Raw genomic sequence first — 13,039 nt, 5'->3', positions numbered from 1 at the left:
CCGCTCCGCGCCGCGGACGGCGCCCCCCGTACGCGAGAGGCCCACCCGGGATCCACGGGTGGGCCTCTCGCGCATGTCACGGCACTAGACCACCTGGTGCAGCCAGCGCACGGGTGCGCCCTCGCCGGCGTAGCGGAAGGGCTCCAGTTCGTCGTCCCACGGCTTGCCGAGCAGCCGGGAGATCTCCTCTTCCAGGTCGGTCTCGCCGCGTGCGGAGCGGGCGAGGGCGGCCCGCAGCCGGTCCTCGGGGATCAGGATGTCGCCGTGCAGGCCGGTGACGGCGTGGAAGATGCCGAGTTCCGGGGTGGAGCTGTAGCGCTCGCCCTCGGCGGTGCTGCAGGGCTCCGCGGTCACCTCGAAGCGCAGCAGGTGCCAGCCGCGCAGCGCGGAGGCGAGCTTCGACGCGGTGCCCGCCTCGGCCTGCCAGGAGAACTCGGCTCTCCAGGTGCCCGGAGCGGCGGGCTGCCGGATCCAGTCGAGGTTCACCCGCACCCCCAGCACGCCCGCAACAGCCCATTCCACGTGCGGGCAGAGCGCGCGCGGTGCGGAATGCACGTACAGAACTCCACGTGTCGTCACCGGGACCTCCAGTGTGGGACGAGGTCGGGAATAAACTCCAGAAAACGGACAGAATGTGACGTGATGTAATGTAACGGAAATAATCTGACATCGCGCTGCGGGACCTGCGGCCGAAACGCCACGGGGAAAAGCTACCGTGCGGCAGGGGTCATGGTGTGTCGTACGGTCGGTCCGAGGCCGCCAAACCCAGAGCTTTCACTCAGCAGGACGCCCCCGTGAGGATGTGGGGCGACAAGGAGGACCACCCTATGCGCACCACCGCTCCCGTACGCCGCACGCGGCGCGCGCTCGCGGGCGCGGCGGCGGCCACGGCCCTCCTGGCCGGGGCGCTGACCGGGTGTCAGGCGGCCGCCACGCCGGAGCAGGGCGGGCGGGGCGCGCAGGCCGGGCCGCGCTGGAACACCGCGCCCGCGTCGATCGCCGCCGTCGGCGACTCCATCACCCGCGGCTTCGACGCCTGTTCGGTCCTGGCCGACTGCCCGGAGGTCTCCTGGGCCACCGGGAACGACCCCGCGGTCCGCTCGCTCGCCGCGCGGCTGCTCGGCGACGCCGGGGTGGCGACGCGCAGTTGGAACCACGCGGCCACCGGCTCACGGATGGCGGACCTGGAAGGACAGCTGGCCTCGGCCGCCGAGCACAAGCCCGAGCTGGTCACGGTCATGGTGGGCTCGAACGACGCGTGCCGCGCGTCGGCCTCGGCGATGACCCCGGTGACGGAGTTCCGGGCGGGCTTCGAGAAGGCCATCGGAGCGCTGCGCGCTGCCTCACCCACCTCCCAGGTGTACGTCTCCAGCATCCCGGACCTGCAGCGGCTGTGGCAGCAGGGCAAGGACAGCCCCATGGTGCGGCAGGTGTGGAAGCTGGGCATCTGCCAGTCGATGCTCGCCGATCCGCTGTCGTCCGCTGCGTCGGCAACGGCCCGGCGCGAGCAGGTGCGGGCGCGGGTGGTCGAGTACAACGAGGTGCTCCGCGAGGTCTGCGCGAAGGACGCGCTGTGCCGCTACGACGGCGGCGCGGTGTTCCAGTACCCCTTCGCCGCCGACCAGTTGAGCCACTGGGACTGGTTCCACCCCGGCAGGGACGGGCAGGCGCGGCTCGCGGAGCTGGCGCACCGCCAGGTGACCGCCGCCGAGCCGCCGCGCTGACGGCCCGCCCCGGCCGCCGCCCGGCCCCGCCCTGCGGCCCGCGTCGACGGGTGTTTTCCGGCCACCGGCCGCGGCGGTCCGGCATCCTGGGGCGCATGAGGATCGCCGCAGCGCAGCTCACCTGCATACCCGCCGACGTCCCCGGCAACACCGCACGGGCCGCCGCCCTCGCCGCCCGGGCCCGGGAAGCGGGCGCCGGGCTCGTGGTCTTCCCGGAGTTGACCCTCACCGGCTACGAGGCGGCCGTCCTGGCCGCGGACCCGGGCCTGTGGATCGCGGACCCGGACGATCCCCGGCTCGACCCGCTGCGGGCCACCGGCACCGCCGTCGCCGTCAACGCCGCGCTGCGCGCCGACGGCCCGCGGCCCGCCATCGCGACGCTGGTGTACGGGGCGGACGGCGGGCACGTCACGACGTACGCCAAGCAGCACCTGTACCGGCAGGAGCAGGACGTCTTCACGGCGGGCGACCGCGACGGGCATTTCGAACTCGGCGGGATCCGCTTCTCGCTCGGCATCTGCTTCGACAACCACTTCCCCGATCTCGCCGGGCGCGCGGCGGCGGCCGGCTGCCGCGTCCACCTCGCCTCCTCCCTGTACGGGACGGGCGGCGGCGTCGAGGAGCGGGCCACCGTCCACCCCGGGCTGGCGAAGGAACACGGCCTGTACGTGGTCCTCGCCAACCACGTCGGCCGGGCCGGCCCGTGGACCGGATGCGGTCGGGCCGCGATCTGGGCCCCGGGCGGCACCCTGCTCGCCGAGGCGGACGACCGTACGGAGGCGGTGGTGACGGCCGACCTCACCGCTTGACCTGCGGCCCGTCCGGCCCCGGCCGGCCCCGACGGGCCCGCCCCGGACGCGCGGGCCGGTCGGAGGGTCGAGCCGTCGAGGGCGCGTCAGGCGGTCGTCATGCGGCCGCGCAGCCGCGCGGGAGTCGGGTCAGCCGGCTGCCGGCACCCGCGGGCGCTGCTGCCACGGGCGGGCGGCGCCGTCCTGCCCCAGGCCGTCCTCCGGCGCCGCGGGCTCCCGGTCCCGCACCAGCGCCGGCAGCACCACGGCGAACGCCGCGGCCGTGTACACCGCGGTCCACAGCATCCAGCCGCCCGGCGGCGCCCAGTGCGCCGCGAACGGCACCCACGGGCCGGAGGTCCCGACCGCGAAGCGCCGCAGCGTCCAGAAGAACGCCGCCGCGTCGGCGAGCGCCAGCCCGGCCACCGCGAAACCGGTGAGCCTGCGCCAGGGGAAGCTCCCCTCGGGCGACCGGCCCGCGGCGGTCATCACGGCCATCAGCGGCAGGCCCACCGCGAAGGGCAGCAGGTACCGGCCCTGCCACACCATGCCCAGCTTCTCCGCCTGGAGCGTCTGCGCCACCACCGGCACCACCACGATCGCCACGAGCATGCCGAGCAGCGCCACCACCTCGCGGCCCCGCCCGTACACCAGCCCCAGCGCCGTCAGCACCGCGAGCACGCCCAGCCACACCAGCCAGGTGAAGGCCGGGGCCGGGGTGTCCAGCCAGCCGAAGTAGCCGAGCATCTGGTGGACGTACGTCTCGGTGTTGCCGAAGGTCTGCCGCGCGGCCTCCTTCATGGTGAGCGTCTTGGGCGTGTTGATCACCGAGTTGTCCGGGTGGGCGCCCGCCCACAGCAGCGCGCCGACCGTGGCCGCGCCCAGCAGCGCCGTCCACGCCCACAGCGCCTTGCGGCGCAGCACCTGGCCCAGGACGCCCCGCTGCTGCAGGAGCAGGGCGAAGAACACCGCGCCGGCGAACCAGATCAGGCCGAGCGGCCGGATGTTGATCAGCACCAGGCCGCCGATGCCCACCCGGGCGAGCCGCCGGTTCAGCAGCCGCGCGTCGGGCGACATCAGGACCGACAGCAGGGCCGTCCACACCAGGATCCCGGCGGCGATCTCACCGCCGCTCGGGTTGACCATGCCCCCCATGTACAGGGCCATGGGCGTAGCCGCGGCGAAGACGCCGAGCAGGGCCGCCGAGCGGCGCCGCCACTCGGCGGCGGTGACGACCGCGCCGGCCAGCAGTGCGGAGCAGAGCGCCGCAGAGGCCAGCCGCATCAGGTACAGCCCGTGCGGCTCCTTCACGAGCAGGCTCGGCCAGCCCGTCGCCAGGTAGTACGCGGGGTGGTAGCGGCCGGCGGCGGTGGTGACCTGGACGGTCTTCCCGGAGTGCCCGAGGGCGGGCGCACAGGACGCGGGCGTGCCCTCCTTCCAGGCGTAGCACTCGTGCTGCCTGGGCAGCTGCGCGTACCACTGCGGCAGCTGCACCCCGGTCTCGGCGAACTTCCCCTCGATGCCCGCCACCATGTGCGGGACCATCACTTCGGGGCCGCCCAGCTGGCCGCGTGCGACGGCCGCGGCACGGATGAAGTGCGCGTGCTCGTCGGGGGAGCCGCCGAGCGGGGTGGCCGCCGCCCAGGAGGCCGACAGGGCGAAGAACAGCGTGAAGGCGACGGCCCAGAGCCGCTTGGGGGTCCGGGCCGACCAGTCGGCCGCCCGCGTCAGTGCGGAGATCATCGGTTTTCCCGGGTCATCGGATGTAGCTCAGCCAGCCCTGGTCGCCGTCCTTCGAGCATTCGCCCTTGGGTGCGAACTTCGGGCACTTCCCGTCCTGCATCCGGATCGTGTGCGACACCCACGGCAGGATCCGGTACGTGCCGTCCTGCGCGGGCATGTAGCGGTCGGACATGGACGAGGAGACGGTACCGAGCAGCAGCAGGAGCGCGCACAGCGCCCCGATCACCGCGCCTTCCCGACCGGGGAAGCCGGCGCCGGTGCCGCCGGCCGGCTCCACGACGGCGGAGGCGGAAGCAGGAGCGGAACCGGAGGCCGTACGCCGCTCGGCCAGCCGCAGCGAGACCAGGTGGGCCACCAGCGCGCACAGGATCAGCCCGCAGTACAGCAGCTGGTTGTTGGTGCGGGTGTACAGCTGGACCGTCTGCGTCTCGTACATGTGCGAGGCGATGTACATGCGCATCACCCAGGCGCTGATGAACATGGCCGCGATGGTGACCACCAGCGGCTTGCGCAGGCCCAGCCAGATCGCCGCGCCCAGGCAGACGAACGTCACCAGCGCGAACAGCCCGACCCCGCCGAACTCCCCGGGCGGCGGCCAGTCGCCGACCTTGCCCGGCATGTCGGTGCGCCACATCAGGTAGTACGCCGGGTCGGTGAAGTTGTCGAAGCGGAAGTTGTAGTCCTTGGTGGTCTGCCCCTCGACCAGCATGACCTTCAGGTAGCGCCCGGCCACCACCAGGAACGCGCCCAGGGCGGCGCCCATGAAGGCCGCGCCCTTGGCCGGCCCGGTCCGCCACGGGAAGTACAGCAGCGCGGCGAAGAACACGCCGGCCGCGCTCCACAGGAACCAGCCCGAGTAGGTGAGGAAGAGCACGCCCAGGACGGCACCGAACCCGGCGCCCTTGAGCAGCAGCGGCCGCCAGCCCTCGGTGCCGGTGCGGCGCAGGGCCACCACCATCGCCACCAGCACCGGCACGAGCAGCACCAGCACGGTCTGGCTGTACGGCTTGTACGAGTCGATCAGCGCGAAGGCGGGGACCACGCCGAAGGCCAGCGCCCGGACGGGGCTCAGCAGCATCCGCCAGGCCAGGTAGACGAGCGGCCCGAACGCGGCGGCGCCGAGGATCTGCAGGTCCTTGAACGCGTACGCGGCGTTGCCGCCGTGGAACCACTCGGCGTAGTAGCCCAGGGTGTACAGGGGCAGCGGCGGGTAGACCGCAGAGCCGGAGGGGCGGCCGTTGGCGACGGCGTGGGCCCACTCGACGATGCGGCCGCTGTCGCCGTTGAGGCCGAACATCGGCCAGGGCGTTCCCAGCAGCGCGAGCACCGCGCCCGCGGCGACGAAACCGCTGGCCAGGCCCGCGATGCCGGCGGATGCGAGCCGGGTGGCCAGGTCGAAGTGGCGGCCGCGGCGCAGCCGCATCGCGAGCACCACCGCGGCGATGAGCACCAGCCCGAGCAGCGCGAACCGCAGCTGGAGCGCGGCGAGGCCGCTGACCTGGGCGATCCGGTTCAGCGGGTCGAGCCTGAAGCTGCGCGCCAGGACGGGCAGGACCAGGGCGGCGCCGAACGCCACGGCGGCTTCCAGCAGCAGGAGGCCGCCCCGGGTGCGCAGGCCGCGCCCCGGGCCGGGGTCCGCGGGTGCGGGGGTGCGCCCGGCGGCCGGTCCGCTCGGGGCGCCCGGACGCACGTCGGCTGCCCCCTCGGTGCTGACTGTCACTGACGGTGTCCCTACTGCTGGTCGGTGCCGGGCCGGGCGGCCGGTCGAAGGTGCGCAGCAAGCCTCGGCCGGCGTCCGGAGTCCGCCGGGCCGGTGCCCTGGGGCTGGTGGATGGGCCGGGGACGACGGTGCGGGCGGCGGTTCCCCGCTCCACTACCTGGCGTACTGACTTTCGCTGCCGGGCATACTATCGGGCCGCCTCGGCGCGGCAGCGGGACCAGGGCGCCTCGGCGTGGTAGCGGGAGCGGGGACCCCGCTTCCGCCGTCCGGTCCGGCCCACGACGGTCCGGCCGCGCCGGCCCGGCCGCCTCAGCCGAGCGCGCCGAAGCCAGCCAGCACGAACAGCAGCGCCCAACCGCCCATCGCCAGCCAGCCCAGCACCAGGCCGAGCGTCGCCGGCGCCTCGCCCTCCTCGCCGCGGGCCCGGATCTGCGCCTTGGCGATGTGGCCGGTGATCACGGCGCCGGGGGCGGCCATGCCGAGGGTCGGCAAACACAGCACCCCCAGGACGAGTGAGGCGATCGCCATCCCGTTGACCCGCCGTGCCGGCAGGGGCACGGGCATGGTCATCGGCATGGCGACGGGCATCGGCACCGGGTGCCCGGCGAAGGCCGGCGCCACCGGTGCGGCGGCACCGTAGGGGACCGCCATCGGCCCGGCCGGCAGATCGGCCACCAGCTGTGCGAGCTGGCCGTACGTCTGCGCCTGGGAGGCCGCGTCGAAGCGCTGCCCGTACTCCTCGCGGGAGAGGCGGCCCTCCGCGTAGGCGGCCTTGAGGACGTCCACCGTGCGGTCGCGGTCGGTGTGCGAGGCGCGCATCGCGGACGCCGGCAGCTGCGCGGGCTGCCAGGCCTGCCCCGGCTGCACGGACGACACACCGTACGGGGACGCGGGCGGATGGACCGGGTACTGCTGCCCCCACGGCTGCTGAGCCATCCCGCCACCTCCGAAACCCCGCACGCGTCCGTCCGCGCGTCCGTCCAAGAATGGAGGACGAACGCGCTGCCGCAAAGGTTGCCGCTCTGCCGCCCGGGCCTGCGCATGTGATGGGGTGGCCGTCATGACCGACTTCGAGACGATCACGGTTCCGGGCCGCCTGTGCGGATACCCCGGAGTCGCCTTCGGCGGGTACGTCGCCGGGCTGCTGGCCGCGCACGCGGCGGCGGAGGGCGTACGGGTGGACTTCCGCCGGCCCGTGCCCACCGACGCCCCGGTGCGGCTCGCCGCCACCCCGGGCGGCGGAGCCGAGCTGACCGACGGTGCGGACCTGCTGGCCGCGGCCGTCCCGGGCGAGCCGACGACCGAGGCCCCGCCCGCCCCGACCTGGGAACAGGCCCTGGCCGCCGCCGAGGCCTACCGGGCAGCGCCGCCCGACGGTTCGGTGGACTGCTTCGGCTGCGGCCTGGACCGCACCCCGGACACCGGCCTGCGCCTGCACTGCGGCCGGGTGCCCGGCACCGCCCTGGTCGCCACCGCCTGGACCCCCGGCCCGGCGCTCGGCGACGCCGACGGGCTGCTGCCCCCCGAGCTGGTGTGGGGCGCCCTGGACTGCCCGGGCAACGCGGTGGGCCGGCTCCTCGACGACCGGCGGCCCGGCGCGGTCACGGCCGCCCTGTCGGGTCGGCTGCTGCGCCCGGTTCCGGTCGGCGCGGGCCTGGTGTCGTACTCGTGGCTGCTCGGCGGCGAGGGCCGCAAGTACCGTGCGGGCACGGCCCTGGCCACGGCCGAGGGTGAGCTGTGCGCCGTCGGCGAGGCCCTGTGGGTGGAACCCCGCACCGACCGCTGACCGCCGGGCGGAAGCCAAGCGGAAGCTAGGCGGAGGCCGCCTCGTCCCGGAGGAGGTGCCTGCTCCCCCACGTCCCGAGGGGCTCCAGGGCCGCGTTCAGGTCGTGGCCCCGTGGGGTCAGGGAGTACTCCACGCGCGGCGGGACCTCGTCGTAGGCCTCGCGGTGCACCAGGCCGTCCGTCTCCAGCTCGCGCAGCTGGGCGGCGAGCACCTTCTCCGACACTCCCGGGACCAGCCGCCGCAGCTCGCCGAAGCGGCGCGGCCGCTGGTCCAGCTCCCACAGGAGGGAGACCTTCCATTTGCCGTCGATCACGGACATCGCCGCGGCCACACCGCAGTGGTCCGCCCCGGGCCTCCGTGCCCCCGCCATCACGCACTCCTCGCCGTCTGCTCACTCACTTTGAAGTAACCACCCACTCCAAAGTACGTACTTGAGGACCTTCCGGCCCGCCACCAGTCTGAACGCCATGACCGACACGAACACCGCACAGCGCTCCCTCACCCTCCTCGGCCTCGGCGACATGGGCACCGCCCTGGCCCGCACCTGGCTCGCCGCCGGCCACTCCCTGACCGTCTGGAACCGCACCGCCGCCAAGGCCGAGGCCCTCGCCGCCGAAGGCGCCCGCGTCGCCGCGAGCGCCGCCGAGGCGGTGGCGGCGAACGACCTCGTCGTCCTCTGCCTGCTCGACGACGCCAGCGTCGGCTCGACCCTCGACGGCGTCGAGCTGTCCGGCAAGGACCTGGTCAACCTCACCACCGGCACCCCGGGCGAGGGCCGGGCCCGCGCCGCCTGGGCCGAGGCCCGCGGCGCCCGCTTCGTGGACGCCGGGATCATGGGCACCCCGGTGATGATCGGCGCGCCCGAGGCCGGCGGCTACGTCCTCTACAGCGGCTCCCGGGCCCTGTTCGACACCCACCGGGCCGTCCTGGAGGTACCCGCCCCCGCCCGGTACGTCGGCGAGGACCCGGGCCACGCCGCCCTGTACGACGTGGCGCTGCTCAGCGGCATGTACGGGATGTTCGCCGGTATCTCGCACGCCTTCGCGCTCATCGAGGGCGAGGACATCGCCCCGAAGGACCTGGTTCCGCCGCTGTCGGAGTGGCTCGGCGCGATGGGCTTCTTCGTGGGCAACGCGGCCGAGCGGCTGACCTCGGGCGACTTCACCACCGGCGTGGTGTCCAACCTGGCCATGCAGGTGACGGCCTCCGGGACGCTGCTGCGCACCGCGCAGGAGCAGGGGGTCAGCGCGGAGCTGATCGACCCCTACTTCGCGCTGATGCGGCGCCGCCTGGCCGCCGACGAGGCTGCGCACGCCGCTGAGGACACGGCGGGCGCGATCACCCTGCTGCGGCGCTAGTGCGGTGACCGGGCCCGCCGGGCCCCCTCAGGAGGCGTACGGGTTCGGCGGCGGCCCGAAGCCCCCGGCGGGACCCTGCGCGGAACCGGAACCGTCCGCCGGGTACTTCGGGGACTGGGGGTACGGGGCGGGCTGCTGCGCCGGGTACGGGGCGTACGGCTGTGCCTGGGCGGGGTACGGCGCCGAGTGGGCGGCGGCCTGGGCCGACGGCCGGCCCGCGGCATGTCCCGCCGCTTCCCCCTCGGCGGCGGCGCCCTCGTCCTCGCCCTCGTCCTCGTCCCGCAGGTGCCGGACCATGAGCGTGGCCCCGGCCACCGCGCCCGGCATCAGGAACACCGCCACCAGCGGCAGCAGGAAGGCGAGCACCAGCGGCACGCCGAAGCCGAGCGCCATCGCCCGCCGCCCGCGCAGCAGCACGAGCCGGTCCTTCAGCTCGACCCCGCGCCGCTGGAGGGCGACGGCGGTGAGCTCCTCGGCGAGGAAGAAGCCGGACACGCAGAACCCGATGACCGGGATCACGGTCTGGCCGACCACCGGGATGAACCCGAGGGCGAACAGCAGGATCCCGTACAGCGCCACGCGGGCGAGGACCTTCAGGCTGTCCCGAGCCGAGATCCACAGCTCCCGGATCAGCGGCAGCCCGGACTCCGGTGCGTCGCCGCCCTCGCTGCGGTCGACCTGCTCGGACAGCGACTCGTAGAAGGGCTGGCCGATGAGCAGGGTCACGGCGGTGAAGGTGATCACCGCGAGGAACAGTCCGAGGCCGAAGACCAGGGCGGTCAGGAAGCCGCGGAACAGCCCCTGCCAGGGCGAGCTCCAGTCGGCGGCGAAGGGCGTGGCCCAGGACGTCAGGTCGTCGGCCCCGTAGCCGAGGGCGATGAACGCGCCGGCGTACAGCACCAACGAGACCAGTCCCGGCAGCAGGCCGAAGCCCAGCCAGCGCCCGTGACGGAACACCCATCTCTGTCCGGCCAGCAGGTAGCCGAATCCCCCCGCAAGATCACGCATGGGGCCAGCTTACGTCGAAGGCCGCCCACCGGTCGGGTGGGCGGCCTTCGGAACGCGAGCGCGGGTCGGATCAGACGGCGAGCTCGACGGTGATGTTGCCCGCGGTGGCCTTGGAGTACGGGCAGACCTGGTGGGCCTTCTCGATGAGCTCCCTGGCCTTGGCCTCGTCCACGTTCGGGATCACGGCCGAGATCTTCACGATCAGGCCGAAGCCCTCGTCGTTCTTGCCGATGCCGACCTCGGCGGTGACGGTGGACCCGGAGACGTCGGCGTTCTCGTTGCGCGCGACGACGCCGAGCGCGCCCTGGAAGCAGGCGCTGTAGCCGGCCGCGAAGAGCTGCTCCGGGTTGGTTCCGGCGCCGCTGCCGCCCATCTCCTTCGGCGGGTTCACCACGACGTCGAGTTGCCCGTCGCTGGTGGAGACGCGGCCGTCACGGCCGTTCTCCGCAGTGGCCACGGCGGTGTAGAGGACGTCGGACTGCTGGATGGACATGGAAGAGGATCCTCCTGGTGGTCGCCGCGACTCGCGCCCACGATCGCGACGGTTCGGGACGAGCCTAACCGGTGAACGAAACGATCATCTTGCCGGTGTTCTCGCCGCGCAGCATGCCGAGGAAGGCCTCGGTCGCGTTCTCCACGCCCTCGACCACCGTCTCGTCGGCGACGAGCTCGCCCGAGCGCAGCCAGCCGGACACGTCCTTGACGAACTGCGGCTGGAGCGCGGCGTGGTCGCCGACCAGGATGCCCTGCAGGCGCAGCCGCTTGCCGATGACCTGGACCAGGTTGCGGGGGCCGGGGGCCGGCTCGGTGTCGTTGTACTGGGCGATCGCACCGCAGAGGGTGGCGCGGCCGTGCACCTTCAGGGAGGAGATCGCGGCTTCCAGGTGGTCGCCGCCGACGTTGTCGAAGTAGACGTCGATGCCCTCGGGGGCGGCGTCCTTCAGCTGCTCGGCGACAGGGCCGTTCTTGTAGTTGAAGGCGGCGTCGAAGCCGTACTTCTCGGTGAGGAGCGCCACCTTCTCGTCCGAGCCGGCCGAGCCGATGACCCGGGACGCGCCCTTGATCCTCGCGAACTGGCCGACCAGGCTGCCGACCGCGCCCGCCGCGCCGGAGACGAAGACGGCGTCGCCCTCCTTGAAGGAGGCCACCTCGAAGAGGCCGGCGTAGGCGGTCATGCCCGGCATGCCGAGCACGCCGAGGTAGGCGGAGAGCGGGGCGAGGGAGGCGTCGACCTTGGTGGCGTGCGCCGCCTCCACGTCCGCGTACTCGCGCCAGCCGAGGCCGTGCAGGACGTGGTCGCCGACCTCGAAGCCCTCGGCCGCCGAGGCGACGACCTCGCCGACCGCGCCGCCGTCCATCGGCCGGTCCAGCTGGAACGGCGGGATGTAGGACTTCACGTCGTTCATCCGGCCGCGCATGTACGGGTCCACGGACATGTGGAGGTTGCGCACCAGGATCCGGCCGGGGGCCGGAGCGGCGACCGCTACCTCGCGCAGGGCGAAGTCCTCGGCCACCGGCCAGCCCTGGGGGCGGCGGACGAGGTGCCACTCACGGCTGACGGCGGGGATGGCGGGGGTCTCGGACATGGGGCACTCCAGATCGGAAAAATGCTTCAGTACGTGAAACAACCATGCGCCTGGATATTTCATGTTGTCAAGCAAATGGGTACGCTGGATCCATGCCCAGTCGTCGTGTGGATCCCTTGACCGTCGAGGTCGTCGAGCTCATCGGCACCGTCGTGGCCCGCTACCACGAGGAGTACGAGCAGGCCGCCGCCAGCCACCAGCTGACCGGCGCGCAGGCGCGCGTGCTGAACCTGCTCTCCCTGGAGCCGATGGCGATGCGCCGCATCGCGCAGAAGCTGAAGTGCGAGCCCTCCAACATCACCGGCATCGTGGACCGGCTGGAGTCGCGCGGCCTGGTCGAGCGCCGGCCGGACCCGGCCGACCGGCGCGTGAAGCTGGCCGCGCCCACCGAGGAGGGCCTGCAGACGGCGGACCGGCTCCGCGAGTCCCTGGACTTCGCGCGCGAGCCGCTGGCCGGACTGTCGACGGCCGAGCGGGCGGTCCTGCGCGACCTGCTCAAGCGGATGCTGGGCTGACCCGCCCGCACCCCGTCAGCAGAAGATCCACCAGCAGGTCTTCGGCGGCTTCGTGGGCGACGGGCTCGGCACCGGCACGACCGGCTGCGGCGTCCCCGAGCCCGAGGCGCTCGGCGAGGGCTGCCCCGACTGCCCCGGCTTTACGGACGGCCCCTTCCCGGAACCCTGCTGCGACCCGGACCCGCCCGGGGCGGAGGCCGACGCCCCCGGCCCCGGCTGCGCCCCGCTCCCGGCTGAGTCCCCGGACCGGGCCGGCTGCGCGGCGCCCGCGGCGGCCTTCGCGCTCGCCGTGGCCTTGACCGGCTTCAGCGCGGCCGGAGCGCTGGGCCCACCGGTACGGCTGGGCAGGGGGGCGGGCTGCTGCGGACCGTTCTCGTCGGTCAGCGTGACGTTCGCCGCCCGGTCGGTGCGGTCACCGTCGGCCATCACCTGCGCCAGGCCCGCCGACCCGCCGACGGCGACCGCGAGCCCGAGCCCGACGGTGACGACGGTCCGCCGGCGGCGGCGGTTCGCGGCCCGGGCACGGGCGCCGGGCCGGCGCTCGGCGGCGCCGCCGGACAGGACGACGACGGAGTCCGCGTACGGCTCGCCGGTATCCGCCCCGGGCGCTCCCGGGGGTACGGAGGGCCCGTACGGCACGTCTGCGGAGCCGTACGGGGCGGCGGGCGCGACGGGCACACCGGACACGGCGGCGGGCAGGTACTCGGCCGGGGTTCCGCACCCGGCGCACGCCAGTGCGCCGTTGAGGTGCCTCCGGCAGGCGTGGCAGTAGTCCATGGCGGATGTGACGCTACGTGGTTTCCGGCCACAT

At 73.9% G+C, this 13,039-nt stretch carries 14 protein-coding genes; 5 read left to right on the top strand and 9 right to left on the bottom strand.

Annotated features, from left to right (window positions below; translation table 11 throughout):
- Nucleotides 1-84: 84 nt before the first annotated feature.
- Entirely contained in the window at nucleotides 85-579 is a 495-nt protein-coding gene (locus tag ACSHWO_RS23180) for a DUF3145 domain-containing protein (RefSeq protein WP_361083702.1), read from the bottom strand.
- 248 nt (nucleotides 580-827) lie between these two features.
- Here ACSHWO_RS23180 and ACSHWO_RS23175 point away from each other — a divergent pair, with 248 nt between their 5' ends.
- Together ACSHWO_RS23175 and ACSHWO_RS23170 are read left to right on the top strand one after the other, a co-directional pair.
- Complete coding sequence (locus tag ACSHWO_RS23175) at nucleotides 828-1,724, top strand: SGNH/GDSL hydrolase family protein (RefSeq protein ID WP_438314450.1); 897 nt, start codon at nucleotides 828-830, stop codon at nucleotides 1,722-1,724.
- 95 nt (nucleotides 1,725-1,819) lie between these two features.
- Nucleotides 1,820-2,533: a carbon-nitrogen hydrolase family protein gene (locus ACSHWO_RS23170; RefSeq protein WP_438314447.1), complete on the top strand. Its 714-nt coding sequence runs from the start codon at nucleotides 1,820-1,822 to the stop codon at nucleotides 2,531-2,533.
- Nucleotides 2,534-2,662: 129 nt separating this feature from the next.
- Here ACSHWO_RS23170 and ACSHWO_RS23165 read toward each other — a convergent pair whose 3' ends face one another.
- The 3 genes from ACSHWO_RS23165 to ACSHWO_RS23155 all read right to left on the bottom strand — a co-directional run bounded on the left by ACSHWO_RS23165 (nucleotide 2,663) and on the right by ACSHWO_RS23155 (nucleotide 6,911).
- Complete coding sequence (locus ACSHWO_RS23165; protein ID WP_438314444.1) at nucleotides 2,663-4,255, bottom strand: DUF2142 domain-containing protein; 1,593 nt, start codon at nucleotides 4,253-4,255, stop codon at nucleotides 2,663-2,665.
- A 13-nt stretch (nucleotides 4,256-4,268) separates the two neighbouring features.
- Nucleotides 4,269-5,975: a hypothetical protein gene (locus ACSHWO_RS23160; RefSeq protein WP_438314441.1), complete on the bottom strand. Its 1,707-nt coding sequence runs from the start codon at nucleotides 5,973-5,975 to the stop codon at nucleotides 4,269-4,271.
- A gap of 309 nt (nucleotides 5,976-6,284) precedes the next feature.
- On the bottom strand, nucleotides 6,285-6,911 hold the full coding sequence (locus tag ACSHWO_RS23155; RefSeq protein ID WP_361083714.1) for a DUF1707 and DUF4190 domain-containing protein: 627 nt from the start codon (nucleotides 6,909-6,911) through the stop codon (nucleotides 6,285-6,287).
- A gap of 124 nt (nucleotides 6,912-7,035) precedes the next feature.
- Between ACSHWO_RS23155 and ACSHWO_RS23150 the strand changes: the two genes are divergently transcribed.
- Entirely contained in the window at nucleotides 7,036-7,761 is a 726-nt protein-coding gene (locus ACSHWO_RS23150) for a hotdog fold domain-containing protein (protein WP_438314438.1), read from the top strand.
- A 25-nt stretch (nucleotides 7,762-7,786) separates the two neighbouring features.
- Here ACSHWO_RS23150 and ACSHWO_RS23145 read toward each other — a convergent pair whose 3' ends face one another.
- Nucleotides 7,787-8,131: a winged helix-turn-helix transcriptional regulator gene (locus ACSHWO_RS23145; RefSeq protein ID WP_361083719.1), complete on the bottom strand. Its 345-nt coding sequence runs from the start codon at nucleotides 8,129-8,131 to the stop codon at nucleotides 7,787-7,789.
- Nucleotides 8,132-8,228: 97 nt separating this feature from the next.
- Here ACSHWO_RS23145 and ACSHWO_RS23140 point away from each other — a divergent pair, with 97 nt between their 5' ends.
- A complete protein-coding gene (locus ACSHWO_RS23140; protein WP_385841993.1) occupies nucleotides 8,229-9,119 on the top strand; it encodes an NAD(P)-binding domain-containing protein in 891 nt (296 codons plus the stop codon).
- A 27-nt stretch (nucleotides 9,120-9,146) separates the two neighbouring features.
- Here the strand turns inward: ACSHWO_RS23140 and ACSHWO_RS23135 are convergent, their stop codons facing one another.
- The 3 genes from ACSHWO_RS23135 to ACSHWO_RS23125 form a co-directional block, all read right to left on the bottom strand.
- Nucleotides 9,147-10,127 (bottom strand): EI24 domain-containing protein, encoded by a 981-nt coding sequence (locus ACSHWO_RS23135; protein WP_438314434.1) that lies wholly within the window; start codon nucleotides 10,125-10,127, stop codon nucleotides 9,147-9,149.
- Between the two features lie 70 nt (nucleotides 10,128-10,197).
- Nucleotides 10,198-10,620: an organic hydroperoxide resistance protein gene (locus ACSHWO_RS23130; RefSeq protein WP_361083724.1), complete on the bottom strand. Its 423-nt coding sequence runs from the start codon at nucleotides 10,618-10,620 to the stop codon at nucleotides 10,198-10,200.
- 64 nt (nucleotides 10,621-10,684) lie between these two features.
- Nucleotides 10,685-11,713: an NADP-dependent oxidoreductase gene (locus ACSHWO_RS23125; protein WP_438314430.1), complete on the bottom strand. Its 1,029-nt coding sequence runs from the start codon at nucleotides 11,711-11,713 to the stop codon at nucleotides 10,685-10,687.
- A gap of 92 nt (nucleotides 11,714-11,805) precedes the next feature.
- Between ACSHWO_RS23125 and ACSHWO_RS23120 the strand changes: the two genes are divergently transcribed.
- Entirely contained in the window at nucleotides 11,806-12,228 is a 423-nt protein-coding gene (locus tag ACSHWO_RS23120; RefSeq protein WP_361083730.1) for a MarR family winged helix-turn-helix transcriptional regulator, read from the top strand.
- A 15-nt stretch (nucleotides 12,229-12,243) separates the two neighbouring features.
- Here the strand turns inward: ACSHWO_RS23120 and ACSHWO_RS23115 are convergent, their stop codons facing one another.
- On the bottom strand, nucleotides 12,244-13,005 hold the full coding sequence (locus ACSHWO_RS23115; RefSeq protein ID WP_438314427.1) for an SCO2400 family protein: 762 nt from the start codon (nucleotides 13,003-13,005) through the stop codon (nucleotides 12,244-12,246).
- Nucleotides 13,006-13,039 lie beyond the last annotated feature (34 nt).

The sequence above is a fragment of the Streptomyces pallidus (ex Mingjun et al. 2026) genome (assembly GCF_051550185.1).
In the GTDB taxonomy this organism is placed as follows: domain Bacteria; phylum Actinomycetota; class Actinomycetes; order Streptomycetales; family Streptomycetaceae; genus Streptomyces.
This window is presented reverse-complemented; position numbering and strand designations above follow the sequence as displayed.

Coding starts and splice junctions, on each gene's coding strand:
- ACSHWO_RS23130 (WP_361083724.1), bottom strand. CDS start 10,620: ATGTCCATCCAGCAGTCCGACGTCCTCTACACCGCCGTGGCCACTGCG.
- ACSHWO_RS23150 (WP_438314438.1), top strand. CDS start 7,036: ATGACCGACTTCGAGACGATCACGGTTCCGGGCCGCCTGTGCGGATAC.
- ACSHWO_RS23135 (WP_438314434.1), bottom strand. CDS start 10,127: ATGCGTGATCTTGCGGGGGGATTCGGCTACCTGCTGGCCGGACAGAGA.
- ACSHWO_RS23145 (WP_361083719.1), bottom strand. CDS start 8,131: ATGGCGGGGGCACGGAGGCCCGGGGCGGACCACTGCGGTGTGGCCGCG.
- ACSHWO_RS23125 (WP_438314430.1), bottom strand. CDS start 11,713: ATGTCCGAGACCCCCGCCATCCCCGCCGTCAGCCGTGAGTGGCACCTC.
- ACSHWO_RS23155 (WP_361083714.1), bottom strand. CDS start 6,911: ATGGCTCAGCAGCCGTGGGGGCAGCAGTACCCGGTCCATCCGCCCGCG.
- ACSHWO_RS23165 (WP_438314444.1), bottom strand. CDS start 4,255: ATGATCTCCGCACTGACGCGGGCGGCCGACTGGTCGGCCCGGACCCCC.
- ACSHWO_RS23140 (WP_385841993.1), top strand. CDS start 8,229: ATGACCGACACGAACACCGCACAGCGCTCCCTCACCCTCCTCGGCCTC.
- ACSHWO_RS23120 (WP_361083730.1), top strand. CDS start 11,806: ATGCCCAGTCGTCGTGTGGATCCCTTGACCGTCGAGGTCGTCGAGCTC.
- ACSHWO_RS23170 (WP_438314447.1), top strand. CDS start 1,820: ATGAGGATCGCCGCAGCGCAGCTCACCTGCATACCCGCCGACGTCCCC.
- ACSHWO_RS23115 (WP_438314427.1), bottom strand. CDS start 13,005: ATGGACTACTGCCACGCCTGCCGGAGGCACCTCAACGGCGCACTGGCG.
- ACSHWO_RS23175 (WP_438314450.1), top strand. CDS start 828: ATGCGCACCACCGCTCCCGTACGCCGCACGCGGCGCGCGCTCGCGGGC.